Source organism: Microlunatus aurantiacus (assembly GCF_039536605.1).
GTDB lineage: Bacteria > Actinomycetota > Actinomycetes > Propionibacteriales > Propionibacteriaceae > Microlunatus > Microlunatus aurantiacus.
On the sequence record NZ_BAAAYX010000002.1, the window covers coordinates 1,105,231 to 1,124,199 of the forward strand.

The 18,969-nt window shown below is 71.2% G+C and carries 15 protein-coding genes; 5 read left to right on the plus strand and 10 right to left on the minus strand.

From position 1 onward, the window contains the following. Window positions 1–12: 12 nt before the first annotated feature. The 6 genes from ABD714_RS05225 to ABD714_RS05250 form a co-directional block, all read right to left on the minus strand. Window positions 13–1,104 (minus strand): coiled-coil domain-containing protein, encoded by a 1,092-nt coding sequence (locus ABD714_RS05225; protein ID WP_425562337.1) that lies wholly within the window; start codon window positions 1,102–1,104, stop codon window positions 13–15. A gap of 61 nt (window positions 1,105–1,165) precedes the next feature. Further along, on the minus strand, window positions 1,166–2,146 hold the full coding sequence (locus ABD714_RS05230) for a glutamate ABC transporter substrate-binding protein (RefSeq protein WP_344811202.1): 981 nt from the start codon (window positions 2,144–2,146) through the stop codon (window positions 1,166–1,168). After that, window positions 2,143–3,441 (minus strand): hypothetical protein, encoded by a 1,299-nt coding sequence (locus ABD714_RS05235; RefSeq protein ID WP_344811203.1) that lies wholly within the window; start codon window positions 3,439–3,441, stop codon window positions 2,143–2,145. Before ABD714_RS05235 ends, ABD714_RS05230 begins: the two co-directional genes overlap by 4 nt. Further along, window positions 3,438–4,796 carry an AAA family ATPase gene (locus tag ABD714_RS05240; protein WP_344811204.1) on the minus strand — a complete coding sequence of 453 codons (1,359 nt, stop codon included), beginning with the start codon at window positions 4,794–4,796 and terminating at the stop codon, window positions 3,438–3,440. Before ABD714_RS05240 ends, ABD714_RS05235 begins: the two co-directional genes overlap by 4 nt. Next, complete coding sequence (locus ABD714_RS05245; protein ID WP_344811205.1) at window positions 4,793–5,353, minus strand: hypothetical protein; 561 nt, start codon at window positions 5,351–5,353, stop codon at window positions 4,793–4,795. The genes ABD714_RS05240 and ABD714_RS05245 overlap by 4 nt, the downstream gene beginning before the upstream one ends. A gap of 43 nt (window positions 5,354–5,396) precedes the next feature. Next, window positions 5,397–6,647: a toxic anion resistance protein gene (locus tag ABD714_RS05250; RefSeq protein WP_344811206.1), complete on the minus strand. Its 1,251-nt coding sequence runs from the start codon at window positions 6,645–6,647 to the stop codon at window positions 5,397–5,399. A 171-nt stretch (window positions 6,648–6,818) separates the two neighbouring features. On the opposite strand from ABD714_RS05250, the gene ABD714_RS05255 reads away from it, so the two are divergent. Further along, complete coding sequence (locus tag ABD714_RS05255; protein WP_344811207.1) at window positions 6,819–8,297, plus strand: amino acid permease; 1,479 nt, start codon at window positions 6,819–6,821, stop codon at window positions 8,295–8,297. A gap of 309 nt (window positions 8,298–8,606) precedes the next feature. Further along, window positions 8,607–9,512 (plus strand): universal stress protein, encoded by a 906-nt coding sequence (locus ABD714_RS05260; protein WP_344811208.1) that lies wholly within the window; start codon window positions 8,607–8,609, stop codon window positions 9,510–9,512. Between the two features lie 71 nt (window positions 9,513–9,583). On the opposite strand, the gene ddaH is transcribed toward ABD714_RS05260, so the two are convergent. Together ddaH and ABD714_RS05270 are read right to left on the minus strand one after the other, a co-directional pair. Continuing rightward, entirely contained in the window at window positions 9,584–10,402 is an 819-nt protein-coding gene (gene ddaH, locus ABD714_RS05265) for a dimethylargininase (protein ID WP_344811209.1), read from the minus strand. Continuing rightward, window positions 10,399–11,049 carry a TetR/AcrR family transcriptional regulator gene (locus ABD714_RS05270; protein WP_344811210.1) on the minus strand — a complete coding sequence of 217 codons (651 nt, stop codon included), beginning with the start codon at window positions 11,047–11,049 and terminating at the stop codon, window positions 10,399–10,401. Before ABD714_RS05270 ends, ddaH begins: the two co-directional genes overlap by 4 nt. Before the next feature lie 34 nt (window positions 11,050–11,083). On the opposite strand from ABD714_RS05270, the gene ABD714_RS05275 reads away from it, so the two are divergent. Next, on the plus strand, window positions 11,084–11,845 hold the full coding sequence (locus ABD714_RS05275; RefSeq protein WP_344811211.1) for a TetR/AcrR family transcriptional regulator: 762 nt from the start codon (window positions 11,084–11,086) through the stop codon (window positions 11,843–11,845). Window positions 11,846–11,870: 25 nt separating this feature from the next. Here ABD714_RS05275 and ligD read toward each other — a convergent pair whose 3' ends face one another. Then, entirely contained in the window at window positions 11,871–12,830 is a 960-nt protein-coding gene (ligD, locus tag ABD714_RS05280) for a non-homologous end-joining DNA ligase (RefSeq protein ID WP_344811212.1), read from the minus strand. 80 nt (window positions 12,831–12,910) lie between these two features. Between ligD and ABD714_RS05285 the strand changes: the two genes are divergently transcribed. Next, window positions 12,911–13,999, plus strand: a complete 1,089-nt coding sequence (locus ABD714_RS05285) for an alpha/beta hydrolase (protein ID WP_344811213.1) — start codon at window positions 12,911–12,913, stop codon at window positions 13,997–13,999. 79 nt (window positions 14,000–14,078) lie between these two features. Here the strand turns inward: ABD714_RS05285 and lysX are convergent, their stop codons facing one another. Continuing rightward, complete coding sequence (lysX, locus tag ABD714_RS05290) at window positions 14,079–17,498, minus strand: bifunctional lysylphosphatidylglycerol synthetase/lysine--tRNA ligase LysX (RefSeq protein ID WP_344811214.1); 3,420 nt, start codon at window positions 17,496–17,498, stop codon at window positions 14,079–14,081. A 210-nt stretch (window positions 17,499–17,708) separates the two neighbouring features. On the opposite strand from lysX, the gene moeZ reads away from it, so the two are divergent. Beyond that, the gene (gene moeZ / locus ABD714_RS05295) at window positions 17,709–18,881 is read left to right on the plus strand and encodes an adenylyltransferase/sulfurtransferase MoeZ (protein WP_486348148.1); all 1,173 of its coding nucleotides are present in this window, start codon (window positions 17,709–17,711) and stop codon (window positions 18,879–18,881) included. Window positions 18,882–18,969: the final 88 nt, after the last annotated feature.

Consider the following 18,969-nt stretch of genomic DNA (forward strand, 5'->3'; position numbering starts at 1 on the left):
GGCGTGGCTCGCTCATGACGCCGCCGTGCGGCTGGTGACGGTCTGCAGGTAGGTCTGGTACAGGTTGACCAGCTGGCCGGCCAGGGCCATCTTGGTCGGTCGCTCAGCCAGGGCGGCGGTGGCCAGCCCGTACGCGTTCGCCACGGCCGGCTGGTCGGCCACGCCGGTGGCGGTCGCCTTCAGGTGGTAGGCGTCCAGCCGGGCGAGCAGGTCGGCGTGCTGGCGCAGGGCGGTCCCGTAGGCCTCATCGGCCAGGGTCAGGGCCCGGTCGACCAGGGACAGCCGGTGACGGTAGGCCGCCAGCGCCTCGAGCGTGTTGGGCACCGGGCCGAGCGCGTCCACGTCCGGCACCGCGTAGCGGGGGGCGGGGTCCACGGTGGCCACGCAGGTGCCCGCCAGGGTCCGGAGCCGCGCCGCGCGGACCTCCAGGCCGGCGCGCAACCGCCGGATCTGGTCGACCTCGTCGCGGGCCTGACGCCGCTGGGCCGCCCCGACGATCAGGTCGCGTTCGAAGCGGGCCAGGTCGCTCTCCAGGGACGGCAGCAGACCACCCACGTCCCCGCCGCGACCGGCCTTCTCGGCGACGTCCCGCAGCCGCCGGGCCAGCTTGGACTGGGTCTCGGCAGCGCGCTGCTGCCGTACGCCGGCGGGTTCGAGACCGATCTGGTCGCGGATCCGCTCCAGCTGGGCGCGGAGGTCGGCGATCCGGTCGGTGGTCTCCAGGGCGGACACGTCCAGGCCCAGCCGGACCCGCAGCTGCCCGACGAGGGCGTCCGACAGCCGGCACGCCTCGGGCAGCGAGACGGCCAGCCCGCTCTGGTCGTACGCGGCGTCCAGCCGGCCCCAGATCAGGGTGGAGAGCCTCTCCCGCTCGGTGACGCCGACGCGACCGGAGTCCCAGACCCGGAGCAGCTGCTCGTAGCGGTCGGCCACCGCCTTCCACAACGCCAGGGACAGCGCGATGTCCGACGTCGCCGACGCGCCGGTGGGGGAGGCGAGCGCGGCGCGGTCCAGCTCGCCCAGCTCGGCCCGTCGGGCGTCGCGCCACCGGCCGAGCTGATCCAGGTAAGCCAGCAGGACGGTGGGATCGGCGGCCACGCCCATCCGACCCGGCGCGACAGGAGCCGACGCCGAGCCTGCCGTCACGTCGACCTGCCGACGGCGGTCATGCGGTCCGGCCGTAGACGGCCTTGGGCGGGGCCGGGGCCGCACCGAGCGCGTCGGCGAGCCAGCGGTCGTAGATCTGCTTCCACTCCCCGTCGGTGCGCATCTGCGCCAGCATGGCGTTGGCGAAGCGGATCAGGTCGACGTCGCGGCTGTTGAACCCCAGCCCGTACGGCTCGGCGGTGAACGCCTTCTGGTCCGGGACCACCGCGTACGGGTCCTGGGCGGCCAGCCCCGCCAGCACGGTGTCGTCGCCGGTGATCGCGTCCACGTCGCCGTTCTGGAACAGCGCCAGGCACCCGGTGTGGTTGTCGGCGCCGACCGCGATCGCCTCGGGCTGCAGCTTCATCAGGTTGGTCATGCTCGAGGTGCCGTTCGGGGCGCACACCCGCTGGCCCTTCAGGTCGGCCAGGGTGGTGGCCTTGGACCCGCGCCGCACCAGGATCTTCTGGCCGGCGCGGTAGTACTCGCTGGAGAAGCCGATCTGGGTCCAGCGGTCGCAGGTGATCGTCATGTTGCGGGCGACCACGTCGACGGACCGGTTCTCCAGCGACGGGATCCGCTGGGCCGCGGTGATCACCCTCAGCTCGTACGCGTTCTCGTCGCCCAGGATGGCCTTGGCCAGGGCCTTCACCATGTCGATGTCGAAGCCCTCGATCCGTCCCGTGAACGGGTTGCGGGAGCCGAGTAGGTAGGTGTCGGCGGACACCCCGGCGATCACCCGGCCGCGCTTCTGGATCCGCTGGACCGCAGCCCCCTCGGTGTCGCTGGGGTCGTAGGAGGCGAGGGCGTTGTCGCACCGGGTCGGTGCCGTCGTCGGCGCGCTCGTGGGCGGTGCGGAGGTGGGCGCCGCCGTCGCGCCGTTGCCGGGCAGCGGCGTGGGCGTGTAGGCCGCCAGTCCGCACCCCGCCAGCAGCGCGAGCAGCAGCGCCAGCACCGGCCCCAACAGCCGTCCGGTCACGGTGGCGTCGAGACCTCTCATCGGTACTCCTTCAGGCGCTGGGCGAGTCCTCGGCGACCGAGCACCGCCATGGCGATGCCGGCGGCGAAGGTGAGGAGCGCTCCGACCACCATCCCGGGAACGGTGGCGGCCAGGCCACCGGTGGTCTCGGTGCTGGCGCCCTCCACCACGCTGGCGAGCGTGCTGTCGAAGTCGTCGAAGGTGTCGTTCGACCTGGACGTGGCGAGGGCGACCGCCTTGTCCCACTGACCCCCGTCGTCCAGCGTGCGGATCTCGGTGTGCACGGTGGTGTACGGCGTCCAGACCGAGTCGATGCCCCGGCCCAGGCGGGAGAGGCGGTCCTCGACGACGGTCGCCGAGACCTGCCAGGCCTTCTCGAACGAGCTGCCGCTGCCCCGGGCGATGAGGGTCAGGCTCTCGTTCGACTTGGCGTTGTTGCCCTCGATCCGGGCGCTCGCGGCGTCGCGCACGTCGGCGAACGAGCCGTCCCGGATGCCCCCGATCGTGGCCGCCGCCCACCCCAGCGCGGCCAGCCCCACGATCAGGGTGACGACCCCGATCCCGAAGGCGGTCGCCAGACCGACGTTGAACCGGCGCCGGAAGCGCCGGGCCAGCTGGACCTGGACCCAGACGAGCAGGCCGAGCACCACGATCCCGACGAGCGCGAAGAGGATCGCGATCCGAGCACTCATCTGGCTCTCGGCGCGTTCGGCGTTGGCCGTCACCAGGTTGTCCAGGATGGGCATGGCGTCGGCTCGCAGGCCCCCGCTGGCGTTGCGGAGGTACTGCGCGCCGACGGGGAAGCCCTGCCGGTTGTTCGCCCGCGCGAGCTCGATGTTCTCGGTGTAGTCGATCAGCTGCACGTTGAGCGCGGACAGGGCCGCCCGGTCGCCCGGCTCGGCGTCGGCGGCTTCCGCGATGAGCTGGGAGGTCGCGGTGATCGCGTCGTCGTAGGCCTTGCGCTGGTCGGCCGGCTCCAGGCCGCCGACCAGGAACGCGTTGGTGGCGTTCGCGTCGGCACGCAGCAGGTTGGTCTGGATCTGCTGGACCCGGATCAGCTGGGCGGTCGAGGACTCGGCTCGCTGCAGCGAGGAGGTCAGCAGCAGGAAGGTGGCGAGACCGGCGAGACCGAACACGACGCTTGCCACGATCACCAGCGTGGTCAGCCGCCGCAGGTCGCGAGGGGTGTCTCGCGGCTTCGGTGTCGCCGTCGCCTCGACCGGCAGCGGCGACGGTTTCGCCGCCACCATGTTCTGGGCGGCGGGGGAGGTGACTGGCACCGGTGCCGTCGCGGCCGCTCCCGACATCTGCGTCACGGGGTCTCCTCGCTCTCGTCGTGCTCGGCTGTGCCGGGCTCGTCGGCCGGTGGGTGATCGTCGCCCGTCAGGGTGTCAGCGGGACCGTCGCCCGTCAGGGTGTCAGCGCCGGTCGGGGTGTCGGCTGGACCGTCGCCCGTCAGCCGGTCCGGAGCCACCGGTGGCTCGGGCGCCATCGGCTCGCGCCCGTCGTCCAGGTCCTCCGGTCGCAGCTCCCGGAGCTCGGCCACAGTCGGCTCGGTGACATCGCGAAGCCGCCAGGCGTGCCGCCCGATGGCGCCCTCCAGCAGGTTCCGGGCGAACCGGCCGTTACCGAACGACGGGCCGCGGGGCGTGGCGGCGAGCAGCGTCGAGAAGCGGGTCCGGGTCGCCTCGGGGACGTCGTAGTCCGCACCCTCGGCCAAGCGCGCGAAGATCGCCAGCAGCTCGTCGTCGGTGTAGTCGACGAACTCGATGGTGGTCCGGAAACGGCTGGCCAGACCGGGGTTCTGGGCGATGAAGACGACCATCGGATCCGGGTAGCCGGCCACGATCAGCACCAGGTCGTCGCGCCGGTCCTCCATCTCCTTGACCAGGGTGTCGACCGCCTCGGTGCCGTACTGGTCCCCGCTGAGGCTGTAGGCCTCGTCGATGAACAGGACCCCACCGGCGGCGCTGGCCACGACCTCGGCGGTCTTGATCGCGGTCTGGCCCAGGTAGCCCGCGACCAGCTCGGACCGGTCGACCTCGACGAGCTGGCCCTGGCTGAGCAGCCCCAGGGCGCGGTAGATGCCGCCCACCAACCTGGCGACGGTGGTCTTGCCCGTGCCCGGGTTGCCGACGAAGACGAGGTGTCGGGTGATGGTCGCCGAGCGCAGCCCCGCCTTGCTGCGGAGGCCCTCGACCCGCAGGACCGCCACCTGCCGGTGGATCTCGGCCTTGACGTCGGCCAACCCGATCAGGGCGTCGAGCTCGGCCAGCAGCTCCTCGAGCGTCTTCTCCGGTTCCGGATCGGGCGCCGCCGCCGGGGTCCCGGGAGCAGCCGCCACGGCGGTCGGCGCCGGTTCACCGGACGCGGACGCTCCTGCCGGCCCCGATCCAGCAGATCCCGTCTCCACGGTTCCCGCGTCCGGCCGGTCCGAGACCGTACGGTCGGAGGCGGCCGGACCGATGCCGCCCACGCCGGGGAACTTGCCCGGCGCCGCCGGGTCGAGGTGAGCGAGGTCGAACCAGTCCTGGGCGCGCGCATCGGCCACGTCGATGCCGGGACTGGCCTCGCGGCTGCGGACGACCTTGTCGAAGGCGTCCGACAGGGCCTGCAGCGCGTCGTTGCCCCAGCGGCGCAGATCGGGGTTGGCGGGGCGCTCGTCACTCATGGCAGATCCAGACTGCTACGGGGGGTGTCCGACGGTGGGCTCATCGTGGGTGGGGCGGTCGGCGCGTTGCCGGGGTGACCGAACTTCTCCTGCAGGAACCGACCGTGCGCGACCAGTGCGGCCGCGTCCACCCGGACCACGGCGTCGAAGATCTTGTCCATGGTGGAACCGAGCAGGTCGAGCTGGTCGATCAGCAGCATCAGCGAGGTCTTGCCGGCCTCGATCGGCCGCGAGTCGGCCCAGTCCCGCGGCAGCCGCAGGTAGCCGCTGATCGCCTCGGGCAGGTAGTCCGTGGCGGTGGCCATCACCGAGTACGCCTCCGCACTGCCCAGACCGAGGTTGCGCAGCCGCGGCATGGTCTGACGCACCGTCGAGGTGATCCGCTTGACCCGGGACTGCACCGGCGCCGGCACCACCCCGCCGGTGACCATCGCGTCCGCCCGGTCGAGGGCGTTCATGATGTCGTCCTCGGTCGGCGCCGGGGGGCTGAGCGTGACGGCCACCCGCTCCGGCTCCAGCCGGCCGGTGACCTTGGCCACCCAGTCCTTGAAGCCCATGGTCAGCTCTCGTCGAGGGTCGGGTCGGCGTCGGGGACGCCGGTCAGCGCAAGCCGCCGGCACTGCCGCCCTCGAGGTCGAGCGCTCCGGAGGCCAGCCGCTGGTCGGCGTGCGAGACCCGGTCCAGGTACTCCCGCGACTTGCTGACCTCCCCCTCGAGGGTGGTGATGGTGGTCGACATCGAGTCCAGGGCCTGGAGCTTGAAGGCGTCGATGGAGTCCATGGTCGCGTAGATGTTGGCGAACGCGGCCTGCAGCTGGGGCAACCCGATGGTGGCCGAGGCCGCCTGCTGCTGGATCGCCGCCGAGTTGTCCTTGAGCATCTCCGAGGTCCGCTGGATCAGGTCGGACGTGGTGGTGTTCAGGGCAGTGATCTGGTCCAGCACGAGCTTCTGGTTGCCCAGGGCCTGGGCGACGATGACAGCGGTTCGCAGTGCCGACACGGTGGTGGTCGCCGCACGGTCGACGCCCTTGATCAGCTCGATGTTGTTCTTGATGATGATGTCGATGGCCAGGTAGCTCTGGATGGACACGGCCAGCTGGGTGAGCAGGTCCTGGTGCTTCTGGCGGACGTAGAAGAGCACGTCCTGCTGCAGGGCCTTGGCCCGGTCCGGGTCGGACAGCTCCAGTGCGGTGATCTGCTCGGTCAGCCTGGAGTCCAGGCGCTCGGCGACGTAGACGTACTGGTTCAGCCGGCCCATCGTCGCCCAGAGGTTCTGTTTCTCCATGTTGAGCGAGGCGTTGTCCTTGGCCAGCTCGTCCTGCCCGTTGCGCAGGCTGTGCAGGATGCCGTTGAGGTGGGTCTGGGCGTCCTGGTACTTGCGGAAGTAGTCGACCACCTTGTCGCCGAACGGCAGGAAGCCGAGCAGCTTGCGGGTGCCCGTGGCCTGGCTGGGATCGAGGTCCTCGACCGTCCGGCGCAGCTCCAGCAGGGTGGTGCCGACCTTCGACCCCTCCGCGATACCGCCCTCCTTGAGGGCCTTGACCGGGGTGTTCAGCAGCCGGTTGGAGGTCTCGGCCGCCTTGCGGACGTCCGCGTCCCCCATGCTGCGGACGTTGTCGGCCTGGGCGGCGAACTCCGGCGAGCGGGTCTGCGCGCTGGTCAGGGCGCTGAGGAAGCCGTCCACCCGGGCGTCCAGGGCCGGGACCTGGGCGGCGTCGACCTGCGGGGCGATGGACGGCGCCTGGGTCGCGGCCACGCGCTGCGGCGGCTCCGGGGCGGTCAGGGTCAGGGAGGCGACCTGATCGGGGGGCGTCAGGGGCGACGGTGCGGCGGCGCCGGGAGCTTGCGTCATGGACCCATCCTCTCGCGGTGGTGGCCGGGCCAATCTACTCGGCCGGGGGTCGCCCGGGGCAGGGCAGGAAACAGCCGTGTGACAACAGGCGACGCTACTGCCGCTCGGCGGGTCGGTAGGACAGACTGCAGCCAGGCGAGTGGCCACCGCACGCCCCGCGATCGGAGTCCCATGAGCGTCGAACCGTTGTCTCCCACCCACGCCGGCGGGCTGTTCCGGCGCAAGCCGATCGGCGATCGCCACGGTCCGCAGCTGAACCGGACCATGGGCACCTTCCAGCTGATGATGTTCGGCGTCGGGGCCACGGTCGGCACCGGCATCTTCTTCGTCCTGTCGTCGGCGGTGCCCGAGGCCGGCCCGGCGGTGATCGTGTCCTTCCTGCTGGCCGGGCTGGCCGCGGGTCTGGCCGCCCTCTGCTACGCCGAGATGGCCTCCGCGGTGCCGGTGTCCGGCTCCACCTACTCCTACGCGTACGCGACCCTGGGCGAGATCATCGCCATGGGCGTGGCCGCCTGCCTGCTGCTGGAGTACGGCGTCTCCACCGCCGCGGTCGCGGTGGGCTGGAGCGGCTACGTGAACGAGGCGCTGGTCAACATCACCGGGCTGCAGCTGCCGCAGGCGATCCTGGCCGCCCCGTTCGGGACGCCGGGGCAGGAGACCGGGATCATCAACCTGCCTGCGGTGATCCTCACCCTGCTCTGCATGCTGCTGCTGATCCGGGGCGCGAGCGAGTCGGCCAAGGTCAACGCGATCATGGTCGTGATCAAGCTGAGCGTGCTGGTGATGTTCTCGATCATCGCCTTCACCGCGTTCACCACCGACCACTTCGCCGACTTCGCCCCGATGGGATCGGCCGGGGTGGCGACCGCAGCCGGCACGATCTTCTTCTCCTTCATCGGTCTGGACGCCGTGTCCACCGCCGGCGACGAGGTGAAGGACCCGCAGAAGACCATGCCGCGGGCCCTGATCGGCGCCCTGTTCATCGTCATCGCCATCTACCTGCTGGTGGCGATCTCGGCCATCGGCGCCCAGCCGTGGACCGACTTCGAGGGTCAGTCCGAGGCAGGGCTGTCCAAGATCCTGGAGATCATCACCGGCAACACCGTCTGGGCCACGATCCTGGCCCTCGGCGCGGTGATCTCGATCTTCTCGGTCACGCTGGTCACCATGTACGGCCAGACCCGCATCCTGTTCGCCATGGGCCGGGACGGGATGCTGCCCCGGACGTTCTCCCGGGTCAGCGCGAAGACGCAGACGCCGGTGAACAACACGATCATCGTGGCGATCGTGGTCTCGTTGCTGGCGGCGTTCGTGCCGCTGGACTACCTGATCGACGTGGTCTCGATCGGCACCCTGACCGCCTTCATCGTGGTGTCCCTCGGCGTGATCATCCTGCGCTACCGCCAGCCCGAGCTGCCGCGTGGCTTCAAGGTGCCGTTCTTCCCGGTCACCCCGATCCTGTCGATCATCGCCTGCGGCTACATCCTGGCCAACCTGCACTGGTACACCTGGCTGGTGTTCGCCCTCTGGGTCGGCGTGTTCATCGCGTTCTACCTCCTGTACGGGAGGAAGCACTCGGTGCTCGGTCGGATGCTGGCCGGAGAGGACGTCGACGCCGACGACGCCGACGACGCGGAGGTGGCTCACTGATGACCGTGTTCGCGCTCCGCGGTCATGCGCTCCGCGGTTTCACGCTCCTGCACTCCCGAGAGGCTGCGCTCATGACTCGGTCGGTCGGTCGCGCTCCGCGCTCCGCGGTCATGAGCTCCGCGGTTTCACGCTCCTGCACTCCCGAGAGGCTGCGCTCATGACTCGGTCGGTCGGTCGCGCTCCGCGCTCCGCGGTCATGCGCTCCGCGGTTTCTCGCTCGTTCGTCGCGTTCTGGGACGACACGGCATCCACGTCAGGCACAGGGCGTGTCGCCCCAGAACGCTCCTGCACTCCCGAGAGGCTGCGCTCATGACCGTGCTCGTCGGCTACGTGCCGCACAAGGGCGGGCGTGGCTCGCTGGATCTCGGGTTGCAGCTCGCCCACGCCGTGGGGACCTCGCTCAGCGTGGTCACCGTCGTCCCGCGCCAGTGGTCGACGCCGTCGCTGGCCCGGGTCGACGCCGAGTACGCCGAGTTCGCCCAGCAGCTGGGTGAGCAGGCCGAGGCCAAGGCACGGGAGTACCTGGTCGACACCAGCGTCGACATACCGATCGACTACCACGCCGTCACCGGCCGCTCGGTCACGTCCGCCCTGCTGCACGCCGCCCAGGAGTGCCGAGCGTCGGTCCTGGTGCTCGGCTCCAGCACGGACGGGGCGGTGGGTCGCATCGTCGTCGGCTCCACCACCGACAAGCTGCTGCACTCCTCGCCGATCCCGCTGGCCCTCAGTCCCCGGGGCTACCGGTCGACCGCTGCCGACGGCTTCAGCCGGGTCACCTGCGCGTTCTCCGACGGCGAGGAGTCGGAGAAGGTGGTGGCGCACGCGGTGTCCTTCGCCCGGAGTCTCGGCACGCCCGCCCGGGTGGCCAGCTTCGGTGTCCGCGGCGCGACCATGTATCCCCCCGAGGTGGGGTTGTCCGCTGAGGACTCGGTGCTGGACTCCTGGCGGGAGCAGGCGTCGCACGCTCAGAGCCGGCTGCGGCTCGACGAGGTCATCGACGACGCCACCGAGACCGTGATCGCCACCGGCGCCGGCTGGGGGGAGTCCATGTCGAGTGTCGACTGGGAGCGCAACGAGCTGCTGGTGCTGGGCTCGTCGACCCTCGGTCCGATCGCCCGGGTCTTCCTGGGCTCGCGGGCGACCAAGCTGATCCGGCACTCACCGGTGCCGGTGCTGGTGGTGCCGCGGGGCTACCACGAGCAGCGCGGGACCTGAGCCGGGCGGGCCGCCTCAGGCGAAGTCGCCCTGGCGGTGACGATGCCACCCTCGATCATCGGTGCGCTCGATCATGGCGACGACGCGTGGTCGCCGCGGAGGCGTACCGACAGGCAGGTCACGCAACCCTCGAGCTTCTCGAACTCGGTGATCGGCACGGTCACCACCTGGAGCCCCCGGGCCGCGTACAGCTCGGCGGTGCGCGGGGCGCCGGCCGACATGATCACGGCGCGACGACCGTCGGCCGCCACCCCGAGGTCGACCACGGCGGTGCCGTGCTCCTCCGGCACGGCCAGGAACGTCGGGTAGGCCCCCACGTCGTCGACCAGGGGCGGGTGACCCACCACCGTGCCGTCGGGCAACGCGGTCACCCCGGACTTCAGATGCAGCACCTTCGTCACCGGCACCGCGACCACCCGCCAGCCGCGGGGCCCGAGCAGCGCGGTGAGCTGGGCGATGCCCGCCTCGTCGGTCCGTGCCGTGAGACCCACGTACACGGTCCGGTCGACCTTGAGCACGTCGCCGCCGTCCAGGTGTCCCGGCTCCTCGATCCGGGCCACCTGGAGGCGATACGCCGCCGGCAGGGCGGCCAGCGCGGCCTCGGTGGACGCGACCTCGCCCCGGCGGGAGGCGGCGCCCGGCGAGGTCAGCACCGCCAGGTCGCCGAAGACCACCACCGTGTCCTCCACGAACACCCCGTCCGGGTGCTGGTCGGCCGGCGCGATCTCCTGCACCGTCCACCCGTGGGCGGCGAACGCGTCGACGTAGCCCTGCCACTGCCGCAGGGCGAGCTCGGCATCCACGGGCGCACGGTCGAGGTGGGTCAGCTCGCCGTGGGCGAGGGCGGGGGAGGGACGCCGGACGAGGAGGTGACCGTTCGGCGCCGTCACGGGTTCTCCTCGGGGTGCGGGTGCTCGGACTTGGGGAAGCCGCCGATGCCCCGCCAGACCAGGCTGCTGACCAGGTGCTTGGCCTCCTCGAGCGCGATCCGCTGGGTGCCGCCGGACACCCAGTAGCGCGCGCTGACCTGGGCGATGCCGACCAGTGAGATGGCCAGCAGCTTGGACTGCTCGTACGGCAGCCCGGTGTCGTCTCCGATCACCACGGCGATGGCGTCGGCGATGTCGTTGTTGACCTTCCACAGCCGCTGCTGGACCTGGCCGTCGCCGGTGAGGTCGGACTCGAAGACGAAGCGGAACTGCCCACTGGCCGAGGAGACGAACTCGTAGAACGCGCCCATGGTGGCGACCACCCGGTCGGCGTTCTCCTCGGTGGAGTCGAGCGCCTCCTCGACGACCTCCACGAGCCGGTCGCAGCTGGCGTCCAGCAGGGCCAGGTAGAGGTCGAGCTTGGAGCCGAAGTGCTGGTAGAGGACCGGCTTGGACACGCCGGCGGCTTCGGCGATGTCGTCCATCGCGGCGGCGTGGTAGCCGTTGGTGGTGAACACGTCGTTGGCCGCGTCGAGCAGCTGTGCGCGACGCTGGTCCCGCGGCATCCGGGTGGGGCTCTTCTTGGCGGCGACGGCCTCGATGCTCACCCGCGCAGCCTAACGGGCGGCATGCCGCTCACCGGTGACCTTCTCCGTGGCTTCCACCCTGCTCGGCACGGCACAGGTCAGGACGCGCACCCCCGACGGGCGGCGCCGGGCATCGCACTCGATGGAGGCGGTCCTCGCCGAGGCCGTCGCGTTGCTCGACGAGTCGGGAGAGTCCGCGCTCACGTTCCGGGCGCTGGCCGCACGGCTGGGCGGCGGCGTGGCCAGCATCTACTGGTACGTCGCCAGCAAGGACGAGCTGCTCGACCGCGCCACCGACCACGCGATCGGCGGCGTGCTGGCCGCCGTCGAGCACCAGTCCGGAGAGGTCGACCGGGACGGGGGCGACCCGGTCGACGTGCTGCGCACCATGGCCGTCACGCTGTTCGACGCGATCGTGGCCCGGCCGTGGCTGACGGCCTACTTCATGCGGAACACGATCCTGCAGACCAACTCGCTCCGCCTGTACGAGCAGTTCGGGCGGCAGACCCTCCGCCTGGACCTCACGGCGCGGCAGCGGTTCCACGCCGTGTCCGCGATCCTGGGCGTGGTCATCGGCACGGCGGACCTGGGTCAGGAGCCCCCCGCCGAGGTGCTCGACGGGCGGGTGGACCGTGCGCAGTACCTGGACCGCGTCGCGCAGAGCTGGCGCGACGTCGACGCGGCCGACTTCCCGTTCCTGCACGAGATCGTGGAGGAGTTCGCGGTGCACGACGACCTCGACCAGTTCCGGGCCGCGCTCGACCTGACTCTGGCGGGACTGCGCCAGCAGACAGCGGCAGGGGCGGCCGAGGCCTGAGCGCCACTGCGGCCGGGGGACCTCGTCAAGCGCCGTCCTCGTCGGCGACCGGCAGCTCCGGTCGGTCCGGGTGCAGCAGGTCGGCGGCCAGGTCGCCGTGCTCGGCGACCCGGTCCAGCACGTCCTCGGGGGAGAAGCGCAGGTCGTCGGGACCGGCGGTGGCGGCCACCTCCTCCCAGGTCAGCGGTGTGGCCACGGTCGGCCGTTCCCGCCCGCGCAGCGAGTACGGCGCGATGGTGTTGCGCGCCGCGAGGTTCTGGTTGTAGTCCACGTAGATCCGCCCGGCCCGCTCGGCGATCGACATCGACGCCACGAAGAAGTCCGGTTGGCGCCGGTGCAGGGTGCCGTTCAGCTGCTTGACGTACGCCCAGATCCGTCGGCTCGGCGTCGGCGCCACCGCGGCGTAGACCTGGATGCCCTTGCTGCCGGAGGTCTGGGCCACCGGCACCAGCCCGTCGGAGGCGAGCCGCTCGGCGGCGATCATCGCGGCCCGGGCGACGTCGACGATCGTCGTGCCGGCGCCCGGGTCGAGGTCGACGACCACCCGGTCGGCCAGCGGCTCACCCCGCTCCAGCGCCCCGCTCGCGGCGGTCCGCTGGTCCAGCACCCCCACCCGCCACTGCGGCACGTGCAGCTCCAGCGCGGCCAGGTTGGCCAGCCAGACCAACGTGGCCGGCTCGTCGGCGACCACGTACGACACCGGGCCGTCGCTGGTCAGGATCCGCGCCGTCCGGACCCAGTCGGGGGTCCCGGCGGGGGCGTTCTTCTCGTAGAAGCTTGGACCGGACACGCCGTCGGGGAACCGCACCCTGGTCAGGGCCCGGTCGGCCACGTGGGGGAGCAGCACGTCGGCGATCTGGGAGTAGTAGCTGATCACCTCCGCCTTCGTGTAGCCGGTGGCGGGATACATCACCTTGTCGAGGTTGACGATCGACAGCTCGCGACCGGCCACCCGGGTGCGGACGTTGTCGGCGGCTGGGACCATGGCCACATTCAACTCCCCGCCCCCGCGATCCTGCACGGGCGTCGGAGTGCAGTCGGAGCCGTGCCCAGGAGCCTGAACCCATGAGTCTCACGTCCCCCGTCCTGGTGTGGATCGTCGGTGCCCTGGCGGTGATCGTGCCCGTCGGGCTGATCGTCGTCTGGGGCCGCGGGCCGGGTGGGCTCGGTGGGCGACTGCTCCGCCTGGTCGGCGTCGTGGTCTGCCAGGTGCTGGCGATCGGGGCCGTCGGCCTGTACGCCAACAACGAGTACGGCTTCTACACCAGCTGGGGCGAGGTGATCGGTGAGTCCGACGCGGGGGGCGGCGCGATCGACCTGACCGGGCTGGTGCCCGGCAACGGCTCCCAGGGCACGGTCAAGACGATCACCGTGCGGGTTCCGGGGGCCAAGGGGCCGGAGGCGGCTCGGCTGCCCGTGCTCGTCTGGTTGCCGAAGCAGTACGACGAGCTGCGCAACCGGCTGACGAAGTTCCCCACGCTGATGGTGCTGCCGGGGCAGCCGAGCACCCCGCAAGCCATGTTCAACGGTTTCGGCTTCGCCGCCCAGGCGACCCAGGCGATCGACTCGGGCAAGGTCCCGCCGTTCATCGCGGTGTTCCCGCCGCTGATGATCGACGCGCCGCGGGACACCGAGTGCACCAACGTGCCCGGCGGCCCGCAGGCGGAGACGTGGCTGGCCACCAGCGTCCGCCAGCAGGTGATCAAGCGGTTCCGCTCCGACCCGTCGGGAGCGAGGTGGTCCTCGCTCGGCTTCAGCACCGGTGGCTTCTGCTCGGCGAAGCTGCTGCTGCGCAGCCGGACGGAGTTCTCGGCCGCGGTCAGCATCGGTGGCTACTTCGACGCCGAGACCGACTCGACCACCGGCGACCTCTTCGGCGGCAGCCGGCAGCTGCGCAACGAGAACTCGCCGATCTGGCTGATCAAGCAGCCGCCGCAGCGGCAGACCAACCTGCTGATCGTGGCCAGCAAGACCGACGCCGACACCTGGAAGCCGGGGGCCACGTACGCCGACACCTCCCAGATGGTCACCCAGTCCTCCGGCATCCCCGGGGTGGCGACGCTGCTGCTGCCCCGTGGCGGGCACAACTACTCGACCTACAAGCCCACGCTGCCGCAGTCACTGGTCTGGCTGAAGCAGGTGGGGGCGCTGTGAGAGCCGGACCCTGGCCGTTGTCGGAGGGTGTCGCGGAACGCCGCCGGCCCGACCCTTCCGGCTGCTGGTGCGGCGCCGGTCAGCGGTTGGGCCGCACCAGCGGGAACAGGATCGTGTCGCGGATGCTCAGGCCCGTCAGGTTCATCACCAGCCGGTCGATGCCCAGGCCCATGCCACCGGTCGGCGGCATGCCGTACTCCAGGGCGGTGAGGAAGTCCTCGTCCACCTGCATGGCCTCAGGGTCGCCGGCCGCGGCCAGCAGGGACTGCGCGACCAGCCGCTCCCGCTGGTCCATCGGGTCGACCAGCTCGGAGTAGGCGGTGCCCTGCTCGGCCGCGAAGATCACCAGGTCCCACTTCTCGGCCAGGCGGGGATCGTGGCGGTGCTGGCGGGTGAGCGGCGCGTTCTCCTTGGGGAAGTCGGTGTAGAAGACCGGGCTGGTGGTGGTCGACTCGCACAGCTCGCCGTAGACCTCCTCGAGCACGAACCCCCAGCGGCTGTCGGCGTCGAGGTCGAGGCCGACGGCCGCCGCGTGCCGCAGCAGCACCTCGCGCGGGGTGTCCGCCGTGATCTCCTCGCCGAGCTTCTCCGAAACCGCCTGGCAGATGGTCTTCACCGGCCAGTCGCCGGACAGGTCGTACTCGACCAGCTGGCCGTCGGGACCGTCCGGTCGACGGGCCACCGGTTCGCCGTACACGGCGACCGCGGCCTCCTGGATGATCTGCTGGGTGAGGATCCGCATCGAGTCGTAGTCGCCGTAGGTCTCGTACAGCTCGAGCGAGGTGAACTCCGGGTTGTGCTTGAAGTCAGCACCCTCGTTGCGGAACTGCTTGCCCATCTCGAACACCTTCTCCATCCCCCCGACGATCAGCCGCTTGAGGTGCAGCTCGGTGGCGATGCGGAGGTAGAGATCGAGGTCGTACGCGTTGATGTGGGTCTCGAACGGGCGGGCGTTGGCGCCGCCGTGGATGAGCTGCAGGATCGGCGTCTCGACCTCGGTGAAGCCCCGCCGGGCCAGGGAGTCGCGGACGCTGCGCACCACGGTCGCCCGGGTGTAGGCGATCTCGCGCGCCTCGGGCCGGATGATCAGGTCGACGTAGCGGGCGCGGATCCGGGCCTCCGGGTCGGTCAGGCCCTTGTGCTTGTCCGGCAGCGGCCGCAGCGACTTGCTGGTCAGCTGCAGCGAGGTCGCCTGCACCGACAGCTCACCGGAGTGGGTGGCCATCACCTCGCCGGTGACGCCGATGTGGTCGCCGAGGTCGATGTCGTGCTGCCACAGGTCGAACAGCTCCTCGCCGACACCGTCGCGGGTGATCAGCACCTGCAGGTCGCCGGAGCCGTCGCGCAGGGTGGCGAAGCCGATCCGGCCGAGCTTGCGCTTCAGCAGCACCCGGCCCGTGATCGAGACCGTCTCGCCGGTCCGGGTGTCCGGGGCGAGCAGCCCGGCCTCGGCCCGGACCTGGGCGAGGGTGTGGCTGCGCGGGTAGCCGACCGGGTACGGCTCGATGCCGCGGGCCTTCAACCGCTCGACCTTGGCCCGGCGCACCCGCACCTGCTCGGGCAGCTTGTCGGCCGCGAGCGCCTCGGCCAACAGGTCCGGTGCCGGCGGCATCAGGGCGCGGACCTCGGCGGCGTACGCCTCGGTGCCGGTGTCCAGGGCGGCGGCGGTCTCCCGGCGGCGGAGCAGGGACGCCAGGCTGGGACGGCTGAGGAAGCCCTCGGCGCTCCCGGCGGCCGTGCCCACCCGGGGCAGGTCGGAGGCGTACTCGAAGCAGATGAACCGAGGCTGCCAGCTCGGCAGGTACTTGGCGTTGGAGCGGTAGAGCGACTCCAGCTGCCAGTTCCGGCTGGCCAGCAGCAGGGCCTGGCGCCAGGCCTTGGCCAGCGGTCCCGCCCCGATCTCGGCCCCCCGCTCGAAGGCCTCACGGAACATGGCGAAGTTGAGGGACACCCGGGCGACCCCGAACTGCGCCGAGCGCTCGGCCAGCGAGGCCACCATCAGCTCGACCAGCCCGTTGTCCGCGGACGGGTCGCGGCGCATCAGGTCCAGCGACAGACCGTTGCGGCCCCACGGCGCGAAGCTCAGGAAGCCGCGCAGGTCGCCGGTGTCGTCATGGACCTGCACCATCACGCAGTCCCCGTCCAGCGGATCGGCCAGCCGGCCCAGTGCCATCGAGAAACCGCGCTCGTCGCCTCCATCGCCGCGCCAGGAGGCCGCGTCCGCGCTCAGGGCGGCGAAGTCGGCCTGGCCGAGCTCGCTGTGACGCAGCACCCGGGTCGTGTAGCCCCGGCGCTGCAGCCGCGTGACCGACTGCCGGATCGGCCGCATCCCGGGTCCGTTGAGGGAGAAGCCCCGCAGGTCGACGATGGCCTCGTCGCCGATCTCCCAGGCCGTCATGCCCGAGGCGGTGTACGCCGCCGCGCCCTCCTCCCCGGCGCCCATCACCGCGACCGACAGACCGGTGTCGCGGGCCAGCTGTCGCCACGCCTCGATCGCCTCGGGCCAGCGCCGCACATCCCCGATCGGGTTGCCGCTGGCCAGGCTGACCGACCCGATCGGCCGGTACGACACGCCAGCGCGCGCCGTCGCCGGGTCGCCGGTGTCCCAGACCACCGACTTGTCGCGCCGGGTCGCGAAGTAGCCGAGCGAATCCAGGTCGCCGTGGTCGCGCAGCAGCGTGCGCACCCGGGCGTCATCGGCTGCGGTCAGGAAGTGCGTGGCCGACGGCGGCCGGAAGAGGAGGTACGCCGCGCCCAGGATGACGATCGCCCCGAGCGCGCCGACGACGAACCGCACCCAGAGCGGGGAGTGGACGCCGTCCGGGCCCGGGAACCGGCCGAGCTCGCCGACCATCGAGTCGTACACGTGGTAGCCGGCACGCCCGAAGTCGCGGCTGTTGCCGAACTGCAGGGTGAGCAGGGTGCCGATCAGCCAGACCAGGGCGCCGCCTCCGAGGAAGGCCAGCAGCGCCCACCGGAGGTTGCCCGGCACCCGCCGGGCACTGAACTGCTTCTTGACCCGGAACAGCAGCACGATCACGGCCGTCATGGCGACCAGACCGATGAGCAGCTGCACGGTCTGGGCGACCGTGGCCCGACCGCTGATCAGGAAGACCAGCCGACCCAGCTGCGGCAGGATCAGCCACCAGATGAGCAGCAGCCACCAGGCCGCCCGGAGGCGCCGGCGGAGACCGACGGCCATCACCAGCAGCAGCGCCGCGTAGACGAAGCCGGGCACCAGAGGCAGGGTGAGCAGCGAGACGAAGTCCCACTCGCGGGCGAAGTAGCGTGCCCAGGGCGGCACGAAGGTGATCACCAGCACGAAGGCGCTGGCCAGCAGCATGGCGGACGCGAACCGGTCGGGCCACCGGTCGTCGAGCAGGAACGCGACCTTCGGCCGTCGGTCACCGGAGTCGCCGGCCCGGGCGCTGTCCGGGGTGCGGTCTGCTGGTGCCAGCCCCGGCCGGGCGTCGCCGTCGAGAGGGGCGAGGTCGGTCATCCGGACGTACCTCCGACGTGGGTGCGCGGCGCGTCGCGCAGGGTCGTGTGAGGCAGCGAGCGTATCGACCGGATCGCGGGAGACGGGCCACCGGGCGGTCCGGATGTCGGAATAGGTGTCCACGTCGTCGCGTTGCTGTCCAAGATCGCAGCAGACGCTCCCGCCCGGGTCCGGGCACCGGGGGCGCCGACGACGAACATGGAGGAAGTTGTGGCTTTACCGCCGCTGGTCGAACCCGCCGAGGCGCTGACCCCGGACGAGGTTCGCCGCTACAGCCGTCACCTGATCATCCCCGACGTCGGGATGATCGGTCAGCGACGGCTCAAGAACGCCCGGGTCCTGGTGATCGGTGCCGGCGGTCTCGGCAGCCCGGCCCTGCTCTACCTGGCTGCGGCCGGGGTGGGCACGCTCGGCATCGTCGAGTTCGACACCGTCGACGAGTCCAACCTGCAGCGCCAGATCATCCACGGCCAGTCCGACATCGGCCGGTCCAAGGCCGTGTCGGCGAAGGAGTCGGTGGCGGAGGTCAACCCGCTGGTGGACGTCATCGTGCACGACGTCCGGCTGGACAACGACAACGTGATGGAGATCTTCGCCCAGTACGACCTGATCGTGGACGGGACCGACAACTTCGCGACCCGCTACCTGGTCAACGACGCGGCCGTGCTGTCCCACAAGCCGTACGTGTGGGGATCGATCTTCCGCTTCGAGGGACAGGTCAGCGTGTTCTGGGCCGACCAGGGTCCGCAGTACCGCGACCTCTACCCCGAGCCGCCGCCACCGGGGATGGTCCCGTCCTGCGCCGAGGGCGGCGTGCTCGGGGTGCTCTGTGCCTCGATCGGGTCGATCATGGTCACCGAGGCGATCAAGCTGATCACCGGCATCGGCGACCCGCTGATCGGCCGGCTGATGGTCTACGACGCGCTGGACATGAGCTACAAGACGCTCAACCTGCGCAGGGATCCCGCGGGTGAGCCGATCACCGAGCTGATCGACTACGAGGCGTTCTGCGGCGCCATCACCGACGAGGCCGCGGCCGCGGTGTCGGGTCACACCCTGAGCGTGGTCCAGCTGGAGGAGTGGCTCAAGGAGCGCGAGGCCGGTGAGCGCGACTTCGTGCTGATCGACGTCCGCGAGTCCGTCGAGCGCGAGATCAACGAGATCCCCGGCTCGGTGCTGATCCCCAAGGGCGACTTCCAGACCGGTGCCGCCCTGGGCGAGCTCCCGCAGGACAAGCAGGTCGTGCTCTACTGCAAGGCCGGGACCCGGTCCGCGGAGTGCCTGGCCATCGTGCACGGGGCCGGCCTGGCCGACGCGGTGCACGTCGGCGGTGGCGTGAGCGCCTGGGTCAACCAGATCGACCCGTCCCAACCGTCCTACTGATATCCCGCACTCGCTGGGCTCGCCCTGGTCCCGGCTACTGCGTCGTCGCGGGGAGAGGAGAAAGCGCCCTCTCCCCGCTCCTTCTCAA